Origin of the sequence: Clostridium paraputrificum AGR2156 (assembly GCF_000424025.1) — a bacterium.
In the GTDB taxonomy this organism is placed as follows: Bacteria; Bacillota; Clostridia; order Clostridiales; family Clostridiaceae; genus Clostridium; species Clostridium paraputrificum.
In genome coordinates this window covers 466,077-488,081 of sequence record NZ_KE384122.1, presented here as the reverse complement: position 1 = coordinate 488,081, position 22,005 = coordinate 466,077, and the positions used below count along the sequence as shown (strand labels likewise).

At 31.3% G+C, this 22,005-nt stretch carries 20 protein-coding genes; 3 read left to right on the top strand and 17 right to left on the bottom strand.

Annotated features, from left to right (window positions below):
• Positions 1–4: 4 nt before the first annotated feature.
• The gene (locus G594_RS0117130) at positions 5–871 is read left to right on the top strand and encodes a DUF5685 family protein (protein WP_027099671.1); all 867 of its coding nucleotides are present in this window, start codon (positions 5–7) and stop codon (positions 869–871) included.
• Positions 872–916: 45 nt separating this feature from the next.
• A complete protein-coding gene (locus tag G594_RS0117125; RefSeq protein ID WP_027099670.1) occupies positions 917–1,438 on the top strand; it encodes a J domain-containing protein in 522 nt (173 codons plus the stop codon).
• A gap of 27 nt (positions 1,439–1,465) precedes the next feature.
• Here the strand turns inward: G594_RS0117125 and G594_RS0117120 are convergent, their stop codons facing one another.
• The 17 genes from G594_RS0117120 to G594_RS0117040 all read right to left on the bottom strand — a co-directional run bounded on the left by G594_RS0117120 (position 1,466) and on the right by G594_RS0117040 (position 21,053).
• Positions 1,466–1,804, bottom strand: coding sequence for a hypothetical protein (locus G594_RS0117120; RefSeq protein ID WP_027099669.1), 339 nt, complete (start codon positions 1,802–1,804; stop codon positions 1,466–1,468).
• A gap of 93 nt (positions 1,805–1,897) precedes the next feature.
• On the bottom strand, positions 1,898–2,494 hold the full coding sequence (locus tag G594_RS0117115) for a nucleotidyltransferase family protein (RefSeq protein WP_034867039.1): 597 nt from the start codon (positions 2,492–2,494) through the stop codon (positions 1,898–1,900).
• Positions 2,488–3,213 (bottom strand): ABC transporter ATP-binding protein, encoded by a 726-nt coding sequence (locus G594_RS0117110; RefSeq protein ID WP_278244172.1) that lies wholly within the window; start codon positions 3,211–3,213, stop codon positions 2,488–2,490. Before G594_RS0117110 ends, G594_RS0117115 begins: the two co-directional genes overlap by 7 nt.
• Before the next feature lie 56 nt (positions 3,214–3,269).
• Positions 3,270–4,256, bottom strand: coding sequence for a FecCD family ABC transporter permease (locus G594_RS0117105; protein WP_027099666.1), 987 nt, complete (start codon positions 4,254–4,256; stop codon positions 3,270–3,272).
• The gene (locus tag G594_RS0117100) at positions 4,253–5,278 is read right to left on the bottom strand and encodes an ABC transporter substrate-binding protein (RefSeq protein WP_027099665.1); all 1,026 of its coding nucleotides are present in this window, start codon (positions 5,276–5,278) and stop codon (positions 4,253–4,255) included. Before G594_RS0117100 ends, G594_RS0117105 begins: the two co-directional genes overlap by 4 nt.
• Positions 5,279–5,286: 8 nt before the next feature.
• Positions 5,287–5,826 (bottom strand): nucleoside-triphosphatase, encoded by a 540-nt coding sequence (locus tag G594_RS0117095; protein ID WP_034867035.1) that lies wholly within the window; start codon positions 5,824–5,826, stop codon positions 5,287–5,289.
• A gap of 45 nt (positions 5,827–5,871) precedes the next feature.
• Positions 5,872–6,255, bottom strand: coding sequence for a RidA family protein (locus G594_RS0117090; protein WP_027099663.1), 384 nt, complete (start codon positions 6,253–6,255; stop codon positions 5,872–5,874).
• Positions 6,256–6,280: 25 nt separating this feature from the next.
• The gene (xdh, locus tag G594_RS0117085; protein ID WP_027099662.1) at positions 6,281–8,839 is read right to left on the bottom strand and encodes a selenium-dependent xanthine dehydrogenase; all 2,559 of its coding nucleotides are present in this window, start codon (positions 8,837–8,839) and stop codon (positions 6,281–6,283) included.
• Positions 8,826–10,238, bottom strand: a complete 1,413-nt coding sequence (gene hydA, locus G594_RS0117080; protein ID WP_027099661.1) for a dihydropyrimidinase — start codon at positions 10,236–10,238, stop codon at positions 8,826–8,828. Before hydA ends, xdh begins: the two co-directional genes overlap by 14 nt.
• Before the next feature lie 13 nt (positions 10,239–10,251).
• The gene (locus G594_RS0117075; RefSeq protein ID WP_027099660.1) at positions 10,252–11,340 is read right to left on the bottom strand and encodes a 4Fe-4S binding protein; all 1,089 of its coding nucleotides are present in this window, start codon (positions 11,338–11,340) and stop codon (positions 10,252–10,254) included.
• A gap of 17 nt (positions 11,341–11,357) precedes the next feature.
• Positions 11,358–12,725 carry a nucleobase:cation symporter-2 family protein gene (locus G594_RS0117070; RefSeq protein ID WP_027099659.1) on the bottom strand — a complete coding sequence of 456 codons (1,368 nt, stop codon included), beginning with the start codon at positions 12,723–12,725 and terminating at the stop codon, positions 11,358–11,360.
• Between the two features lie 21 nt (positions 12,726–12,746).
• Positions 12,747–14,072, bottom strand: a complete 1,326-nt coding sequence (ssnA, locus tag G594_RS0117065; protein ID WP_027099658.1) for a putative aminohydrolase SsnA — start codon at positions 14,070–14,072, stop codon at positions 12,747–12,749.
• A 16-nt stretch (positions 14,073–14,088) separates the two neighbouring features.
• Complete coding sequence (locus G594_RS0117060) at positions 14,089–15,669, bottom strand: N-acyl-D-amino-acid deacylase family protein (protein WP_027099657.1); 1,581 nt, start codon at positions 15,667–15,669, stop codon at positions 14,089–14,091.
• Between the two features lie 19 nt (positions 15,670–15,688).
• The gene (locus tag G594_RS0117055; protein WP_027099656.1) at positions 15,689–16,876 is read right to left on the bottom strand and encodes a YgeY family selenium metabolism-linked hydrolase; all 1,188 of its coding nucleotides are present in this window, start codon (positions 16,874–16,876) and stop codon (positions 15,689–15,691) included.
• A gap of 19 nt (positions 16,877–16,895) precedes the next feature.
• Complete coding sequence (gene dpaL / locus G594_RS0117050; protein WP_027099655.1) at positions 16,896–18,101, bottom strand: diaminopropionate ammonia-lyase; 1,206 nt, start codon at positions 18,099–18,101, stop codon at positions 16,896–16,898.
• A gap of 241 nt (positions 18,102–18,342) precedes the next feature.
• Positions 18,343–20,109 carry a sigma-54-dependent Fis family transcriptional regulator gene (locus G594_RS0117045; RefSeq protein WP_027099654.1) on the bottom strand — a complete coding sequence of 589 codons (1,767 nt, stop codon included), beginning with the start codon at positions 20,107–20,109 and terminating at the stop codon, positions 18,343–18,345.
• 254 nt (positions 20,110–20,363) lie between these two features.
• On the bottom strand, positions 20,364–21,053 hold the full coding sequence (locus G594_RS0117040) for a SanA/YdcF family protein (RefSeq protein ID WP_081663753.1): 690 nt from the start codon (positions 21,051–21,053) through the stop codon (positions 20,364–20,366).
• Between the two features lie 126 nt (positions 21,054–21,179).
• Between G594_RS0117040 and G594_RS0117035 the strand changes: the two genes are divergently transcribed.
• Positions 21,180–21,833 (top strand): NAD(P)H-dependent oxidoreductase, encoded by a 654-nt coding sequence (locus tag G594_RS0117035; RefSeq protein ID WP_027099652.1) that lies wholly within the window; start codon positions 21,180–21,182, stop codon positions 21,831–21,833.
• The last annotated feature ends 172 nt before the right edge of the window (positions 21,834–22,005 follow it).

The window sequence follows — 22,005 nt, the reverse complement described above, 5'->3', positions numbered from 1 at the left end:
AGAAATGTTTGGTTATATCACACCTTTAATGAGTGAACTTAAATTGAAAGACTACGAAAAGTTTAGAAGTTATTATTGTGGCATGTGCTATTCTATAAAAAATAAATTTGGAAACATACCCAGACTTGGGTTAAACTATGACGCTACATTTTTTGCAGTATTAATTGATGGACTAAATTCTGAATATACAAAATCCTTCAAAACAAAATGTCTTAAACATCCATTAGAAAACAGAGAATGTATTGAAACAAATAGTGCTTTAGACTATGCCACAGATTTAAATATGGCTTTAATATACTACAAACTTCTAGATGACTATTTAGATAATAATAGCTTAAAAAGTCTAGCATTAGTAAAATCACTTACTCCTTATTACAAAAAACTATCTAATAATAATTTAGATACTATCATTAAAGATAATCTAAATAAGCTTCACTCCTTAGAGCATAGTGGAAATTTTAGTTCTCTTGATGAAATTTGTCATCCCTTTAGTCATATAGTTGGGGAGGTGCTTAAGGAATGTCCTTTTAAGCTAAAAGATGATGGAAAGGAGGCAAGAAATAACTTATATCTATTTGGCTATTACTTTGGAAAATGGATATATTTAATTGATGCTTTTGACGATTTAAAAGAAGATATGGAAGGAGGTAAGTTTAATCCTATTTCTAAAGTTTACAATAAAAAGAAGCATTCTTATGAAGAACTCTTAGATATAGTTAGTGAAAAGGTAGATTTAATATTAATGACATTAGCTTCTAGCTGTAGTGAAAAACTAAAGGACTTACCTTTAATTAAAAATAAGGAAATAATCGAAAACGTCATTAATTTAGGATTAATGGATAAATATAATCATATTTTATTAAAGCTATGAGTATATTTATATCAAAGCAATAGAATGCAAGGAGTATATAAATTTATGGATCCTTATAAAGTACTTGGTGTATTACCTCACTCTTCTGAGGGTGAAGTAAATCAAGCTTATCAAAAAATAGTACAAACTTATAATACTGATGACCTTCAAGACGATTCCATTAAAACATTCTATACTGAAAAGCTTAATGAAGCAAATGAAGCTTATAGAATAATCTCTCATAACATCGCCTGCGAAGAAGTACGTGAAATGATAGAAGATGATGACTTCGTTGCTGCTGAAGCAAGACTTAATTTAGTTTCTGATATCTCATCTGCAGAATGGAATTACTTAAAAGGTGTATTGTTACTTAAGAAAGGATGGGTTGAATCTGGTGTTAACCATATAAAAAAGGCTGCAACTCTTAATCCTTATAATAACGAATATGTTTCTGCTATGAATACACTTAATCAAAAAGTTAGTTCATATAAACAAAACTTTTCAAATGCTAAAGCCGGTGGCGGTGGAGGCGGAAATCTTTGTGGTGGTAACAACAACTCTGGTGGAGGCAAAGGCGGACTATGCTAAAAGGTGGAAGGATAAACCTTCCACTTTTTATTTTTCTTCCTTATAAATATCCTCTACTAAATTATTTAAATTTGGATGATTTTGAATTTCCTCTTCTATAATTCTATCTAAAACATTGTTTTTCTGTATTAAGCTTCTTAGTGAAGATGATACAATAACACTTTCCTCTAGTTCTTCCTTGGCTTGAACTATTATTTCTTCCTTAGAACTATCCTTTTTTTGCTCCTTTAAAGCTTCTTTAAAACTCTTATTTTTTCCTTCATCTCTATATCCATCATCCCTTATCTTTGACGGTCTTTTTCCTCCATATACCTTTTTTACCTCATACTTATTTACAATCTTATTAATATCAGTAGTTCTCCACATAATAGGCTTCCCCCCTTCCTATTCTTATTTATATTATCGTCCTTGCTTGTTATATATTTACAATTCAAAAAAAGAAGACTTTAAAAAGTCTTCTTAAATTAAAGTATTTATTTTATTTAAATCTTCTTTTGTATCTATATCTAAAACTTCAAGCTCATTTTTAATTTCATATTCTAAAACATTATCTAAATCATTTAATATTATACTTTTTCCTCCCATATCCCCATTAAGTTCTAAAAGTTCTTTAAAATATTTCTTTGGAAAAATATTAGGATTCCTTAGTTTGCCACAATACTTAGAACTTATTATTCTATCAGGATTTTCTTTAAATATTTCTATTAAATCCTTCATAGTTTTATATGAAATATATGGTTGATCACATACTAAAAACATTACCCCATCACAATTCCTACACTCTTTTAATCCAAGCTTTATTGAATAAGATATACCTTTGTTTGACATACAATTTCTAATAATTTTAATATCTTTATCCTTTAACATTTCTTTAAGCTCATTATATTGTGTAACTAAAATTATTTCCTTAAAACCAACCTCAAAACTCTTTTCTATGATATGCATTGCTAGGGGCTTTTCATTATAAATCGATAATAATTTATTTCCATTAAATCTACTACTATTTCCAGCAGCTAGAATAATGGCATTAATATTTATACATGAATTTTTTAACATACTACCATTGGTCCTACCTTTGTATATATTAATTCCAATTCTCTGTTATATACCCTTTTCACACATTCAACAAATTTTATTTCATAGCCCTCTTTTGTACAATCTATAGTTTCCACTACACTTTTATCGCTTAATATTACAATTTTATCTCCATATCTCAAAGCCAAATTAATATCATGAACAGTTACAAGGGCTATTAAATTATTATCTTTAATAAATTTATCTATAAATGAGAAAAAATCATGTTGCCTTACATAATCTAAAAATGTATTAGGTTCATCTAAAAGAAGGATTTTACACTCTTGCATAAGTATTCTTCCTAGATAAACCATTCTTCTTTCTCCACCACTTAACTCTCCAATACACTTATTCTTTAAATGACAAATATTTAATTTCTTTAGAATATCATCAACCATCTTATAATGTTCTTCTGAAGGCATGTCAAAAATCCCCAAGTAAGGCGTTATCCCCATTAAAATAACATCTTCTACCCTATAGTTTTGATTTGTGTGTATATATTGAGGTATATATGATATTAATTTTCCTCTTTCCTTATAACTCCATTTTAAAAACTCATTATTATCATATTTTATTTTTCCATTTTTATATTTTACTAATCCAGAAATAGTTTTCAAAAGAGTTGTCTTTCCTGCTCCATTAAGACCTAATAGTATAGTTGTCTCTCCTGGCTTCAACTTGATGTTTATATTTTTTAAAATTTCTTTTTCATCATAATTAACACTTAAATTTTCAATTACTAATTTTTTAGATGTATCTATACTAACCCCTTCTTTCTACATAGTAGATATACTAAAAATGGAGCACCTACTAATGAAGTTAATATGCTTATAGGAATTTCTGTTGTTGATATTGTTCTTGCAATTGTATCTGCTATTATCATCAATATTCCTCCCATTAATAATGTTGTTGGCATTATCTTTGAAATATCATCTTTAGAATAAGACTTAACTATATGTGGTGCTAAAATACCAATCCAACTTACAACCCCTGCAACTGAAACAACAGCTGAAACTAATAATGTTGCTGCTAATATAGCAACTATTCTAATTGCATTTACATTAACGCCTAATAATTTTGCTTGAGTGTCTCCCATGGTTAAAACTTTAAGCTGCCATCTAACTAAAAATAGTACTAATGATGATATTAATGTTAGTATGAATACTATAACTACCTTAGACCATGAACTATTATAAAAATCTCCCATAAGCCAAAAATCAATTGCTGGAAGCTCTTTATATGGATCTGCAAAATACTTAAATATCATTATAAAAGCTGAAGCTATAGCTCCTGTTACTATACCCGAAATAACCAAGGCCAAAACCTTATTGCTTTTCATATTTTTAGAAAGGAGCATTGAAAAAATCACTGCTCCTATTCCAAAAACGAATGACATAACTTGTAATAATATTGTTGATGAAGAAAATAATACTATAGCTACAACTGCACCTAAAGAACATCCTGAAGTAACTCCTAATACATCAGGTGAAATTAATGGATTTTGAAATATACTTTGAAATACCATTCCTGATAATGCTAAGGCTCCACCACCAATTACAACAAGCAGTACTCTAGGAATTCTAATATTCATTAATAAATTAAAATCCTGAGAGCTTGCATCCATATTAAACAAGGTTTTAATAACTTCTTTAGACTCTATATTATATCTCCCTATACTTAATGATACTAATATTAAAATTAAAAGAACTATTCCATGTAATAATATAGACTTCTTTAATTTCATAGGCCAAGTTCCTCTTCACTTACTTCTATATCATAAAATTCTTTATAAAAATCTTTTGCATCCTTTATATAGTCTTCCTTAGAATATAAATCTGGATGTAGATTATTTTCAAGCCATAAAATTCCTAACATAGATGATGGAGTTGGATAATCCCATGCTTCTAAAGTTGATGGGAACACATAAACCTTATTATTCTTTATAGCATTTATTCCTTTAAGTCTTTCATCTTTTAAAATGTCATCTTTTGAATAACTTGCATATCCAACCATATAGATTACATCAGGATTCTTTTTAACTAATTCTTCAACAGAAATAGTTGTCCAATATCCATCTGTAAGCTCTTTTGTAACATTTTCTCCACCGCATACTTCGAACATATAGTTTTGATACATCTTAGATGTACATGTTTTTAAAACACTATCACTACCTGCTAAATATACATTTTGTTTTTCTGTAAGGTTCTTATTTAATTCTTTAACCTTAGATATTGTATCATCATAATAGTTTACAAGCTTATTAGCCTTTTCTTCCTTTCCTACTGCCTTACCAATTAATTTAACTGTTTCTTTAAACTGATCCAATGTCTCAGGTTCTATAGCTATTACTGGAATCTTTAATTCTTCAAACTTAGGTATGAACTCCTTTAATCTAGTAGGAATAATAACTAAATCTGGATTTAAATTAGCACACTCTTCTATATTAATTTCTTTTGAAGTACCTACTGCTGGCAAATCTATTAATTCTTTCGCTACCTTCTTATACATTTCCCTGGTTTTTGCTTTAGCTTCTATTCCAACTAACTTATCCTGTACTCCCAAATTAATTAAAAGAGATGTTGAAATATAATAACTAGAGATTATTTTTTCAGGTGTACCATCTAATTCAACTTCCCTACCTAATTGGTCTACAACTGTTACTTTATTATCTTTAGATTCCACATTATTTGAACCACAGCCAACAACAAATGTGCTCATCAATATTCCTAGAATAAATAGGCTAATAATTTTCTTAAATTTCTTCATAATTTACCTCACCCTTTTAACAATAATTTTATAATGTCTAATATCTTTTTATTGACTTCATTTATTTCATAATTTGTTAAGTTATCTATGTCAAAAACTACAGTATCTTCACGTTTAATTATATCTATTAGAAATTCATTTTCAGCTTTTTGTAATACTCCTAAAACAACCTTTTCACTATCTAATGCCTCCACTATTCTCTTCTTAAATGTATATGCATTAGATTCTAACCTTCCTATTTCATCTAAAAGAATAAGTTTTGTATTACTAAACTCAATACTTTTTTCTAATATAGACACACCTACAACCTCAAAACTTTCAATGATTGGAATGCATTTTTCTTCTCCAATCTTAATGGAAATCGGGCTATTATTACCAACACAATCTACATATCCATTTAAGTAAAACCCTCTAGCTTCATTATTTATGTAATACGGTAAAGTCCTATATCCAGAATAATTTATATCTAACTCATTAAGAATATTATTTATCATGGTACTTTTACCACTTCTCTTTTTACCAGTTAAAAATATATTTTTAGTTTCCATATCTTTTATAAGTCAGCGAAGTAATCTTCGCTGACTATTCCTTTTCTACTTATTGATAACTGCAACAACTTCAATTTCTATTGGTGCATCCATTGGTAGCTTTGCAACTTGGAAACAGCTTCTAGCTGGTGGATTCTCTTCAAAAAATTCTCCATATACTTCATTTACTGAAGCAAAGTCATTTAAATCCTTTAAAAATACAGTAGTCTTAGTAACATTTTCTAGAGCTGATCCACTCTCTTCTAGTATAGCTCTAACATTTTCTATACTTTGCTTTGTTGCTTCTTTAATATCTTTAGGTATTTCCTTAGTTTCAGGATTAATTGGTAATTGACCTGATGTAAATATTAAATCTCCAACCTTAACTCCTTGTGAATATGGTCCAATAGCTGCTGGCGCATTTACTGTATTAATTATTTCTTTATTCATTTTCATTTCCTCCAAATCAATAATTCTATTTTTTTGACTTTTTATAAAAAGTATTTTCTAATGGTAATTTAGTTCTAAATACTCCATCAAATTTATAATAAGCACCTTGAACTGCTGGTGCAGTAGGGATACATGTTATCTCTCCTACCCCTTTAGCACCATAAGATAAATCATTAGTATTTTTTTCTATAACCATAGCCTTTATCTCTGGTACTGCTGTTGCTCTTAATAACCCTAATGTTCCAAATTTTGCAGTAGGCACACTATTTTTTAAAGGATAATCTTCAGTAAGAGCATATCCTAATCCCATAACTACTCCACCCTCAATTTGTCCTTCAACATTCTTTGGGTTTATAGCTTTACCAACATCATGAGCTGCTACAACCTTTTTTAATTTTCCATTTTCATCTAAAACAACAACTTGAGTTGCAAATCCATAAGCAACATGGCTTACTGGATTCTTTTTATCACTTCCCATTTTATCTGTTACTCCTGAGAACTCACCATAGAACTCTTGTCCATTAAGCGCATCTAAAGTTCTTCCATTTAAAGCTTCCTTAACTTTTAAAGCAGTTACTCTAACAGCTTCTCCTGTGAAAGTTGTTTGTCTTGATGCCGTTGTGGTACCTGAATCTGGTGTTCTTCTAGTATCAGGCGCTTCATATACTACCTTATCTGGAGTAATATCTAATGTCTGACATAGTATTTGAGTTAATATTGTTCCTAAACCTTGTCCAATGCAAGCTGCTGAACTTCTTATATGAACCTTTCCATCTTTTATTTCTAAGATACATCTTCCTATATCAGGAAGTCCTACTCCGATACCAGAGTTTTTAAAGGCACAGGCAATACCAACATATTCATTGTTGTCATATACATCTTTTACAGCTAATAAAGTTTCTTTTAAAGCTGTACCAGGATCTGCAATTTGACCATTTGGTAGTTCTTGTCCTGCTTCAATTGCATTCCTCCATCTAAATTCCCAAGGTGATATTCCAACTAACTCTGCTAATTGATTTATATTACATTCAGTAGCAAAAGCTGATTGCGTAACACCAAAACCTCTAAATGCACCACCTGGAGGATTATTAGTATATACTGCAATTCCTTCCACCTCTGAATTCTGATAATTATATGGACCTGCTGCATGAGTACATGCTCTTTGTAATACCGGACCACCAAGAGATGCATAAGCTCCAGTATCAGCAATTATCTTTGCTCTCATTGCTGTAAGCTTGCCCTTTTCATCACAGGCTGTTGTAAACTCCATCTCCATGGCATGCCTCTTTGGATGAACCTTAATACTTTCAGCCCTTGTTAAAGTCATTTTTACAGGTTTTCCAGTTAAGTATGCTAGTAATGCAGCATGATGTTGACAGCTCATATCTTCTTTGCCACCAAATCCTCCACCTACATACTTAGATATTATCCTAACCTTATCCTCACCTAATCCTAATAAGTGAGTTATTTCATGTAAATCATCATAAACACTTTGACTACCTGTATAAACTATTAATTCTTTTTCTGTTGGAACTGCCACTGCAGATTCAGGCTCTAAAAATGCATGTTCTGTAAACGGAACTGAGTAGTGGTTAGTAACAACATACTTAGAATTTTTAAGAGCTTCATCTACATTTCCTCTTTTTAAGACTTCCCTTACTAGAATGTTGCCATCCTTATGAATTTTAGGAGCTCCTTCCTTCATTGCTTCTTCAGGTAATGATAGTGGTTCTAACTCCTCATAATCCACTTTTATTAGGTCTGCTGCCTTCCTTGCAATATCCATTGAAGTTGCAGCAACCAAAGCTATAGCATCACCTACATATCTAGTTTCTTCTCCTACTTCTATAAGCGCTGGCCAATCTTTCTTTAAGTGGCCTCCATATCTCTCTCCAGGTATATCTTTAGAAGTTACTACCTTAACTACTCCTTCTAACTTCTCTGCATCAGAATAATCAATATTTTTAACTAAGGCTCTTGGATATTTACTTCTTAATGCAAATCCATATATCATACCATTAATTTTCATATCATCTACATATTCGCCTTCAGCTAATATCTTATCCTCTGCATCAATTCTTCCCATCTCTTCCCCAACAATACCCTTACAGAATACTGTTGGAACATCTCTATTTTCCCTAAGGATTTCTGCTGCCATAAGTACTGCTTTTTCAATTTTCACATAGCCTGTACATCTACAGATATTTCCCATTAATGCCTTTTTCACTTCATCTAATGTAGGATTTAAAGTTTTAAGAAGTAAAGCTTTTGCACTAATTACCATTCCAGGAATACAAAATCCGCATTGTACTGCACCTGCTTTACTAAAGGCATAAGCAAATACCTTTTTGTCCCTATCACTTAATCCTTCAACAGTTTGTATTTCCTTTCCTTCTATCTTATCTGACTTTAAGATACATGCTTTTGTAGCCTTTTCATCAACTAAAACCATACATGCGCCACAAGCACCTTCCCCACAACCATTTTTTACTGAAGTAAGGTCACATTCCTCTCTTAAATAATTAATAAGAGTTCTTCCCTCTTCAATCTCTACATCTCTACCATTCAGTTTAAATTTCACCATACTTTTGCACCTCATCTCTCAACCTTTTTCTACTTACAAACTGTCCAAAGGCCTTATCAGAAAGTAGCTTTCCATCTTTAACTACTTCTTTTCCTCTTAAAAATACCCTTTCTATTTTTCCTTTTACCTTATATCCCTCATATGGAGTATAATCAACATTTTGAGTTTGATTTTGCCATGTTATTACCTCTTCTTCACTTGGATTTAGAACTAATATATCTCCATCACTACCTTCTGCTATTACTCCCTTATTAGGATATAATCCAAAAATCTTAGATGGATTTTCAGAGGTTATTTCTACTAGTTTATTAATAGAAATTCTCTCTTCTCTTACTCCAAATGAATAAAGTAATATCATACGATGTTCTACTCCTGGTGCTCCGTTTGGTATTTTAGAAAAATCTTTTAATCCTATTTCTTTTTGATTTTTATAATTAAAAGAGCAATGATCTGTGGCAAGAATTTGTATATCCCTATTAGCAATACCTTTCCATAAAGCATTATTATCTTCTTTTGATCTTAATGGAGGAGACATAACATATTTTGCTCCATTAAAATCATCATCAACTTTTCCTTTATAAGCTTCTTTATTTAGTAAAAGATATTGAGGACATGTTTCTATAATTACCTTTGTTCCTGATTTACGTCTTCTAATTATTTCATCTAAAGCTTTTTTAGTACTTAGATGTACTATATATACTGGATAATCAACCTTTTCAGATATATCTAAAATCCTTTTAACAGCAGCTAGCTCAACCTCATCTCCTCTAGAAATCTCATGAAATTTTGGCTCTGTCTTACCTTCTAAAAGAAGATTAGAAACATTTTTAACTATTTCATCTCCATCTTCACAATGAAATGAAAGTATAATACCTAATTCTTTAGCTTTTCTTAATGCTTCTTCTATTTCATAATCCTCTACTTGAAGAGTATCCTTATATGCCATATACATCTTAAAAGAAGGTATTCCTCTTAAAACCATCTCTCCCATTTCCTTAGAAAAATCTTGATTCCATTCTGTTATGCTTAGATGATAACTATAGTCACAATAACATCTTCCATCTGTTAAAGTACTATAATACCTTAAATCATCTAAAAATCTTTGTCCTTTTATATGATTTGCATAATCAATAATTGTTGTAGTACCACCAACTAATGCAGCTTTAGTTCCTGTTTCAAAATTATCTGCAGTTCTTGTTACTCCAACATCTAAATCAAAATGTGTATGAGCATCAATTCCTCCAGGGAGAATATATCTCCCTGAAACATTAATTACTTCATCTCCATCAACTTCTAGATTCTCTCCCATAGCTTTAATTATCCCATTTTCTATTCTTATATCAGCTATATATGAATCTTTCGAAGAAACTATTGTACCACCCTTTAAAACAATACCCATATATTGCACCTTCTTATTTATATTGAATAGTTAATGCTCCTTTTGGACATCTTGTAACACATAATCCACAACCAAAACACTTATCTTCATCAATCTTAAGAACCTCTTCAATAGTAATTGCATCATATACACAACTAACTCTACATTGACCACATTTTATGCACTTATCATTATCTACTACAGGCGGAATAGCTTCTGTCCTGAATGTTCTTTCATTAGCCTTTTTATGTGATAGTCCAATAATTTCTTTTACATCTTTATATCCATGCTCATCTAAGAAAGCATTTAACTCTTTCGCTATTTTTCCATATATTCCAGGTCCCTTTAAAATTGCTTCTGTACAAACTTCAACTGCTGATGCTCCTGCCATTAACATTTCTGCTGCATCTCTTCCGCAGGTCACTCCTCCAACTCCTATTATTGGAATATTAACAACTCTTGATGCATCATATATATTTCTTACTGCTAAAGGTCTAATTGGTGCTCCTGATAACCAGCCATATCCCTTTTGACTTCCCATTATTGGATATCCTGTTTCTAAATCTATTGACATACATGGGCCAAAAGAATTAATCATTACTAACCCATCTGCACCTGCATCCTCTAAAGCCTTTGCAATAGTTTGAATATCAGTATGTGGACTCATTTTCATAAATACAGGACAATCTAATGCCTTTTTAGCAGCCTTCATTGCATCGACTATTGGCTTTACATCAGTTCCAACATAGTGAGTTGATAACTCTACTGCATCTGCATAAGGCTTAACTAATGGTGCTATCTTTTCTATATCTTCTGCTTTATAGCCCATACTTACTATCATTGGAACTCCAGCACTTTTAGCTCTCTTATATTCTTTTTCTATCCATTGTTCCTTTGGAAGCTCTGACCATAATTCAGTATTTAAAAAACCTGAATTAGTTTTTGCCATACAAGGTCTTGGTACTGGTGCTGGATCAACAGATATTGTTTTAGTCACAAGGCCACCTGCTCCTCCTTCTACAGCTTTTACACATAAATCTCCATCTTTAGCACCTGGTCCAGCTGCTGTAAAGATAGGGTTATTAAATTCCATTCCTAATATATTAACATTTAATTTTGCCATTTTTTTCACTCCTCTATTTAAACTTCTTTAGAATAACCTGTTTGTACTAAATATTCTTTCTTCTCTCCTAAGATATTGAATAGTAAATTAAGTAATATTGCACATAGGCTTCCTGTAGTAATTCCACTATGGAAAAGTGTATTTACCCATTCTGGAAAGTTTTGATAAAAAGTTGGGACAACTGTTGGAATCATTGAAAGGCCAATACTTACTGCAACTATCAATGAATTCTTATTTCCATCAAATTCTACAGATTTTAAAGTTTTAATTCCACCTGAAATAACCATTCCAAACATTACAAATCCTGCTCCCCCCAGTACTGGATATGGTATACAAGTAAATAATGCTGCCATTTTAGGGAATAACCCTAATAGAATTAATATTCCTCCAGATATTGCTACTACAAACCTACTTTTCACACCTGTTAAAGCAACTAAACCTATATTCTGTGCAAAGGCTGTATGTGGAAAAGTATTAAATATAGACGCCAACATTGTTGCTAATCCATCAGTCCTTAAACCTCTTGCTAAGTTTTTGTCATCTAAATCTTTACCCACCATCTCATGAATTGCAATTATATTTCCTGTAGCTTCTGTCATTATTACTAATACAACTAAAATAAGAGATATAATTGCTGATGCTTCAAACTTTGGAGTACCAAAGTGAAATGGTAAGTTTAGACTAAACCATCCAGCTTCTTTAAACATTGTAAAATCAGTCATTCCAATTACGGAAGCGATTACAGTACCTAATACAAGACCTAATAGAATTGATAGGTTTCCTAACATTCCTTTTAAAAACTTATTCATTAAAATTATTAGTATTAATGTAACAAGTGCCATAATAATATTTTCTGCACTTGCAAAACTTGGGGATGTGGTATCATTTCCTGCTGCCCATCTTACAGCAACGGGTATAAGGGATAATCCTATAATTGATACCACTGTTCCTGTTACCACTTTTGGAAAGAATCTTAATAACTTTCCAAAAACAGGTGCCATAAAAAATGTAAATATACCTGCTATTAATACTGCTCCAAATATTGTTGTCATAGCAGATAAAGAGTCTCCTTTATAGGAATCTGCTATTGCAACCATAGCACTAACAGTTGCAAAGCTTGTACCTTCTACCATTGGTATCTTAGCTCCAATTTTAGAACCAAGCCCTAAGGTTTGAATTAAGGTAGCAACTCCTGCAATTAGTAAATCTGCATTTATTAAAAAAACAATATCACTTTGTGAAAGCCCTGCTGCATTACCAACTATTATTGGTACTGCTACAGCACCCGCACACATGGCTAATACGTGTTGAAGTGCTAATGCTAAGCTTTTACCTACAGGTAACTTTTCATCAACAGGAGCCACATTCATACTCTCATTATTCATACCCAATTCCTCTTTTCGAATTTAGATTCTATCCCATAGTTTCTTTGATAATTCTCTTGATTTAGAGAATATTTTCTCCTCATCAATGCCCACTAATTCTCTATCCTTCATTAAAACCTTTCCATTTACAATTGTTGTTAATACACATTTCCCGCACATACCAAATACTATATGGCTGTTATAATTATCTTTAGTCATTGGTGTTAATGGATTATATTCAACAATAATTACATCACCATAAGCGCCTTCTTTAATTACTCCCAATGTATTGTTAAAGAATTTATTAGCAATCTTAACATTGTTCTCAAAAATCATTTTTGGTGTTTCCACCCAAGCCACATTAGAATTACACAAGTTATGTTTTTGAATTATATTTTCAACCTTCATTGATTCAAACATATCTGAAGTATATCCGTCTGTACCAAGCCCTACATTAATTCCTCTTTCAATCATATTTAATACAGGTGCACATCCTACAGCATTCCCCATATTAGATTCAGGATTATTAACAATATTTGTGTTAGTAGCTTTTATTAAATCCAACTCTCTAGGATTTAAATGTATACTATGAACTGCTAGAGTCTTGTTTCCTAATATGTCGAAATCCATTAATCTTTCAGCTACTCTTTTTCCGCTTCTTCTTAATGAATCATATACATCATCTATTCCCTCTGCGGTATGTATATGATATCCAGAGTCTATGCCTTCCATTGCTTCAGCACATTTATATAAGCTTTCATCACTTAATGTAAAGGATGCGTGCATTCCAAACATTCCTTTAATCATATCGTCATCTTGGTTGTTTGCATGTTTTATAAAATCTATATTTTCTTTTATACCTTTATTTAAAATTTCTTCACCATCTCTATCAGAAGTTTCATAACACAAACAAGCTCTTATACCTAACTCTTTTGCCACATCTCCTAATTCAAATACGCTTCCCTCTAAGTGCATTGGACTTGCATGATGATCAAAAACTGTAGTAACTCCATACTTAATACTATCTATTAAAGTTGTATATCCACTATATCTTGTATCTTCAATTGTTAACTCTTTATCCAATCTCCACCATAAATTTTCTAATATATCTATAAATCCCTTTGCAGGGGGATTGTTTAGATTCATCCCCCTAGCAAAAGCACTATATATATGATGATGGGTATTGATAATGCCTGGCATTATTACATTTCCTCTTGCATCGATAAACTCTTCTTTGGAATATTTATCTTTTAAATCCTTTGTCTTTCCTACTTCTTTAATAATGTTTCCATCAATGTAGATACATCCATCTTCTAAATAGGAATTATTCTTATCATGGGTTATCAATCTACCATTACCTATTAACATCTCTCTCTACCTACCTTTATTTTGTTACCACCATACCAGCTTTAATTTTGTTGTATACACCTTCTTCTATTACAACTTCACCATTTATGATTACATAATCTATTCCTTCTGGATATTGAGTTGGGTCAACATAAGTTCCCTTATCACATACTTTATCTAAATCAAAGATTACTATATCTGCAAAGTTTCCCTTAGCCAATTCTCCTCTTTCTTTAATTCCAAATGAATCAGCTGCTTTCTTTGACATTTTATAGACAGCCTCTTCTACAGATAAAATATTTTTCTCTCTTACATATCTTCCTAATATTCTTGGGAATGATCCATACGCTCTAGGATGTGGTTTCCCTGCTAACAAACCATCTGTACATACATTTTGTTCTTTTCTACATAGGAATTTTATTACATGTTCTTCTAATCCATAGAAGTCTACCATTCCTACAGCATTTTCTTCCTCGTATAATAAATCAAAAGTTGCATTTAAAGGATCTTTACCTTTGATTTTTCCAATTTCCTCTAAACTCTTACCTATAAGATCTTTATTCTTCTCAGTTTTTACACTTGTTACAAAAATTTGATCTACACCTGCAAAATCTACAAAGTTATCCCAACCTGGTATGCCATGTTCCATATCATAAATCATTTTATCCCTTAGTTCTTTTGATTGTAGTCTGTTCATAAGCTCATCAGTTCCTCCGTCATGAGCCCAAGGTGGTAAAATTACTCCAAGCATTGTACTACCAGCTGCATATGGATATTGATCAAATGATACTCTAATACCTTCTTGTTCAGCCTCTTCTAGTAATTTCTCCATTTCATCAATATACTTCCAGTTGTTCTTTCCACATACCTTGAAGTGTGAAAAATGCACCTTTACTCCAGACTTCTTACCAATTTCTATAACTTCCTTCATAGAATCTACAATTGTATCTGCCTCACTTCTTTGATGTACAACAAAGACACCATCATATTCAGCAACTACCTTACACATTTCTATAAGTTCATTAGTTCTTCCATAGGCGCAAGGGATATATATTAAACCTGTAGACAGTCCAAAGGCTCCTGCTTCCATCTCTCTTCTTGTTATTTCACACATCTTAGAGATTTCTTCATCTGTAGCAGGTCTATTGCCTAACCCCATAGCTTCCATTCTTACATTTCCATGAGGAACTAAATAACACTCATTAAGTCCAACTCCATTATCTTTCATCATCTTTAGATAATTTTCTGTTGTTTCATATTCCCAATCAATTTCGTCTGTATCTCCATCAAGACCAGCTATATTTTTTCTCCAAGGACTTATAAATTCAGTAGGTAATGGAGCCATTGATATACCATCTTGTCCTAAAACCTCAGTTGTAATCCCTTGTCTTATTTTTATTTCATTATAAGGATTTACTAAAATCATTAAATCTGAATGACTATGAGTATCTATAAAACCTGGAGATACTACTCTACCTTTTGCATCTATTATCTTGTCAGCATTTTCACTAACTTTCCCTATTTCTTTTATTCTACTGTCTTCAATTAACAAATCACCTTTAAATGTTTTCTTTCCTGTTCCATCAACGATAATTCCATTCTTAATTAGAACTTTCAACACCCATCACCCTCTTAAATTACTTTTTATAAACAGACTTTAAGATTTCATAATATCCTTCAGCTCCTGTATATAATTGTTCTAATTCTATATATTCATCAATAGTATGAGCTAAATTTTCTTTAGATGGTCCAAATCCTATTGTCTTTATACCTTTTTCTCCTGCATAGTGAGAACCATTAGTACAAAAAGAGTATTGAGTTATCTCAGGATTAATTCCAGCATTCTTTAATCCCTTATATGCTGCTTGTACGAATTCATCTTCCTCATCATATAACCATGCTGGGAAGAATCTTTCTCCTTCTATTACCTCACCTGTATAACAAGTTTCATTTCCTTTTGCATATGAAACCTTAACATTTAACTCTGCATCTTCTTTTCTTAACTCTTCTAAAATCTTTTCTATTGGAGCTAATACAGATTCCTTAGTTTCACCCACTAATAATCTTCTGTCAAAAGTTGCTTTACAGTAATCAGGTACAACAGAAGCTCCTGGATATGGGGATGACTTAATATCTGTTAATACTAAAATTCCTTTTCCAAGTACAGGATGTACAGGGGTTTCTACTCCTTGAATTTTTTCAATAACCTTTGACATCTTGTAAACTGCATTTATACCTTTTTCTGGATTAGCTGAGTGAGCTGGTTTTCCAAAAGTTTCTATAACAATTTCTGCTCTTCCTCTTTGTCCTATTTTTAAGTTCATTTCTGATGATTCACCAATTATTACATAATCAGGTTTTACAAATGAGCTAATGCTTCTTGATGCTACACCTTCAAATAATTCTTCATGAACAACCCCCGCTACATAAATATCTCCTTCAAAGTCTTTCTTAACATCTTCTGCAAAATAAGCTGCAGCAGAAATCATAGCTGAAGTTTGCCCCTTCATATCAGAAGTTCCTCTACCATAAATCTTTCCATCAACTACTTCTGCTCCAAAAGGTGAATATGTCCATTTAGAATCATCAGGAACTGGAACTGTATCAATATGCCCATCAAATAAAAGTTTCTTACCTGGCTTACTTCCTTTAATATGGCCAATTACATTACCATATGCATCAACATAAACATCATCATATCCTAAGTTTTTTAAAGCTTTCTTAATAACTCCTACTACTTGTCCTTCTTCACCTGATATCGATTGATTTTGAACCATTTCTCTACATAAATTTACTAACTCTTCTTTTCTTTTTTCACTTAACATACCCTTATCTCCTTATATATTAATAATTTCCTTCCCAAACAATTTCTCTATATTTCTCAGGATCTGTATCTCCTTCTGTACTGAAAAGTAATACCTTTGAATCCTCATTTAATTCTAATTTTTCTCTTAATTCTTTATAAGCATCATTTTTCATAATTTCATATATTAAGCCTGTTGTAACAGCACCTGATTCTCCTGATACTACTCTCTTATCTTCTTTTAAAGGATTACCTAGTATTCTCATCCCCTTAGCTGCTACCCAGTCAGGACAAGAAACAAATACCTTTGAACAACTTTTTAATACTTCCCATCCAATTATGTTAGGCTCACCACATGCTAGTCCAGCCATAATAGTTTGCATATCTCCACCAACAACTCTTGGTTCCCCATCATTTGCAACTGCTGATTTGTATAAACAATCCGCCTTATTTGCTTCTACTATTACAGTCTTAGGACAATCTTCTCCAAAAACAGAAGCAAAGAATCCTTGGATTCCACCAGCTAAAGAGCCAACGCCTGCTTGAATAAATATATGAGTAGGTCTTTCAACCTTATATTCTTTAAGCTGATTGTAAGCTTCAAGCCCCATTGTTCCATAACCTTGCATTATCCATGCTGGAATATCCTCATATCCTTCCCAAGCAGTATCTTGAATTACTACTCCATTATGCTCCTTAGCATATTTATCTGCTAATCTAACAGCATCATCATAATTCATGTCTGTTATACTTGCCTCTGCTCCCTCTTTTCTAATATTCTCTAATCTTATTAAAGAAGATCCCTTAGGCATGTACACTACAGACTTTTGTTTTAATTGATTAGCTGTCCACGCAACTCCTCTTCCATGGTTTCCATCAGTAGCTGTTACAAAAGTAATTTCTCCTAAAGCTTCTCTTACTTCTTTAGAAATCATTTTTTCATAAGGTAATTCACTAATATCCTTTCCCAACTTTTCAGCTAGATATTTAGCCATAGCAAAGGATCCACCTAATACCTTAAATGCATTTAATCCAAATCTGTAGGATTCATCTTTAATAAATATTCCACCTAGTCCTAAAGAATCTGCTAAATTATCCAAACTTACTAAAGGTGTCTCTGAGTATTGAGGAAAACTACTATGAAAGTTTTTTGCTTTAGATACTTCCTCAATACTTAAAAAATCTAATAAATCATCCTTATTTACTTTAGGTAATGTATTTTCTTTCCATTTAATATTCTCAATCATTTCCATCCCTCCTATGCTTATTCTCAAAGCAAATTTCATGCCAGTTTTTTCTTTGTTTTTTCACTGGAAAAATACACTTTAATCTCATTTTACCCTTTGTAAAAGCTATTTTTTAATTAAATTTATATATAAAAAACAAGCGATTATCATTTTGAGAATTAATTCTCAAAATGATAATCGCTTAAAACATTCTATATTTCTAATTTGATAATATTATCTATACTTTTTCTCAAAATGATAATCATTTCATATCATCTAGCTTTCTATAAAGTGTAGCTAGTCCAATACCTAATTTTTTTGCAGCTTTTTTCTTTCCTTCTGTATCGTAACCATATTCCTCCAAAACCTTAGTTATATACTGCTTTTCAATATCCTTTAATGTTCTTATTTCATTATTCTCTAAAAAACTAAATTTATTTTTATCCTTTTCTTCTTGATATGCATCAACAAAGGATTTAGGTAGCATACTTCTCTTTACTATTCCACTTTCATTAGAAAGACTTACCATAAACTCAACAACATTTTCTAATTCTCGTATATTTCCTGGCCAACTATATTTATGCATCATATTTCTCACGTCATCATCAATTGTATGAACATATTTATTATAAATTTGGTTATATTTATTTAATAATCCCTTTGTAATAATATCTATATCATCTTCCCTATCTCTAAGGGGAGGTACCTCTATAGGAATTACATTAAGCCTATAATATAAATCCTCTCTGAACTTTCCTTCCTTTACAAGTTCTTTTAGATTTTTATTAGTTGCAGCTATAACTCTTATATCCAAGTGTTGTAATTGATTTGACCCAATTCTAACAACTACTCTTTCTTGCAATACCCTCAATAACTTTACTTGGAGATATAAAGGCATGTCTCCTATTTCATCTAAAAATATTACACCTTTATTTGCTAACTCAAACTTACCTATTCTTCCACTAGAACTTGCCCCTGAAAAAGCACCTTTAACATATCCAAACAATTCACTTTCAAGAAGAGTTTCAGGAATTGCTCCACAGTTAATTGCTATAAATGGTTTATTTTTTCTATCGCTTTCTGAATGAATAGCTCTTGCCACTAATTCTTTTCCTGTTCCACTTTCTCCAGTTATTAATACAGTAGATTTTGAATCTGCTATTCTTTTAACTTTATTTTTTAATGATTTTATTGCTTTTGATTCTCCTAAAATTGACTTCGTATTTGTTTTATTATCCCCTAAAGAAATATTTAAGGCATCCTCTTGTAACTTATGTAACTTATTAAATATCAATATCTTATCACATTCATCTATGCCAACTACATTGGGAATAAGCTTGCCAACAACATTAAATTCTTTTTCTTCAATTCTTATTTTAAAAGTTCTATTTCCGTGATAATACTCCTCTACCTCGGTAATTTCTATATTTTTACCTATTACACTTGGGCTCAGTTTTAGTTCTTTTAATCCACAGTAATTAATATTTTGTATTGTACCATCTCTCTTTATGGGTATTACGCCATTATCAACAGAATCCAATATTTGTTTTAAGAAACTTAGATTCAACCGACTTAACTCAACTTCATTCTCTTCAATTATTTTTGCTGCAATTAACTCCCCAATTTGCTCTAAGAATGATACCATATTAGTTAAATTACCTTCTAGTCTCTTCTTTTGATCATAGCTACTGCAAATTAATCCAATAATTCCAAATGTCTCATCCTTATATTTTATTGGAACACATATCTCCATCTCTTCTATACAATTTCCGCATTGCTCACAGTTTTTACATAATTCATTTTCTCCTGGATTATTAATAATTTGAATTTCTCCTGTAGCTAATGCATGCTTATAAACATATCCAACCTTATCTATACTCTCATTAACTTTATTACTATATAATCCAGTTCCAGCTATTCTAATTAAATTCTCATCAACTATCTCAACATCGATATTTACAATACTTGAAATAACTTTTGCATATCTATTAACAACTTTACTTATATCTTTAAGACGTAACTTAATCATCTTGTCCTCCCATATGTACTTCTCTCCATCTTTATACCTGAATACCATAATTTATTCTTAAGTTCTTATATTTATATATTTATATATTTTTAAAAATAAAAGATCAGAAGTTTTTCTCTTGATTTTTATTATACTTTATCTTGCATTAATCTTCTATAAGAGACTATTCTTTGTTATTCAAGTTCTCTAAACGTGAAAAAAGATTTTGCTTTTTTGCAAAACCTTTTTACTTTAATATTCTATAAACTATTCTTTTATCCTTCTGTATCTCTTCCATCACTTGTATTAACTGGAATTGAATCTCCTAAGAATTTAGGTTTAGGCTTCAATATATTTACAAACAAGAAATCTTTTAATTGTGCAATCTTCTCTCTCTTCTTATAAGCATCCATATAATAGTATTCTCTCTTATCTGAAGTATATCCATAAGCATCTATGCCAAGCTTCTCTGATAAGTATAAAGCTCTAGGTAGATGATATTCATTAGTCACAATTATGGCACTTTCAACCTTAAAAATATCTTTAGCCCTATAAATACTATCATAAGTTGAAAAACCTGCATGGTCTAAAAAAATATCCTTCTCCTTTATATCTGAATTCTTTAAAATATAATCCTTCATAGTTCCAACTTCATTATATCCTTCTCTTCCATGATCTCCTGAAAGAAGTAGTTTTCCCTCTACCCCCAAGTTTAAAACATCTAATGCTGTTGATAACCTATCAGTTAAAATATCTGAAGGAGTACCATCTTCTCTAACCCCAGCCCCAAGAACTATAATTGCATCAACTTTTTCTGGAATATCATCCTTTGTAACTATTCTCTTCTCACCTTTTGCTTGTACGTTATTTATTATTACTAAGGCTCCACAAAGAACAATTACCAATATACATATAAATGTAACCATCATTTTTTTCAGAACCTTTATATATTTTTTTCCCTCCATATAATTTACACCCCGAACTACTCTTTTGTTACATTATATCCTATAATTTTCTATTAACAATTACGAATTAGTTAAGATATTTTTGAAACAATAATACTATAAATACAATAATAGGAGGATTATTATATGGATAAGAAAGAAATATTAGAAGCCTTAAATTTCAGACACGCTTGCAAGGAATTTGACCCTTCAAAGAAAATAAGTGAAGATGAACTTAATATTATATTAGAAAGTGCACGTCTTTCTCCTAGCTCTATGGGAATTGAACCATGGAAGTTTTTAATTATAGAAAATGAAGAGTTAAAAAAAGAACTTGCCTCCGTTTCTTGGGGTGGACAAAAGCAAGTTCCATCCTGTAGCCATTTAGTTATTGCTCTAAGTAGAACTTCTAACCAAATTAAATATAATTCAGATTTCATAAATTATCTTCTAAAGGATGTTCATCATATGCCAGAGGAAGTTTCCGAAAAATATAAGGAAATAATGAAGGGCTTTGAAGAAAGTAAGCTTAAGACAGAAGAGGACCTTCTTGACTATTCAACAAAGCAAACATATATAGCTTGTGCAAATCTGATGACTATTGCTGCTTTTGAAAAAATAGATTCATGTCCTATTGGTGGATTTGATTTAGATGCTGTAAACAAAATTTTAGTAAAGAGAAACTTACTTGATGAGGAGAAATTTTATGTAACCTTAATGGTTGCTTTAGGCTACAGAAAAAATCCTCAACCTATCAAAACACGTCAACCATTTAAAGATATTTTTGTACTTGTAAAATAAAAAAGGAGCTATGGCATTATCAGAAAAAATAGCCATAGCTCTTTTATATATTTCACTAAAAGTTATTGTATATCTTTCTAATTAGAATTCATCCTACCAGAATCCACTCAACACCTGATTTTTACTATAACTTCTTAAGTTGTTAAGTTCTTAAGAACTTATCTTTTTACAT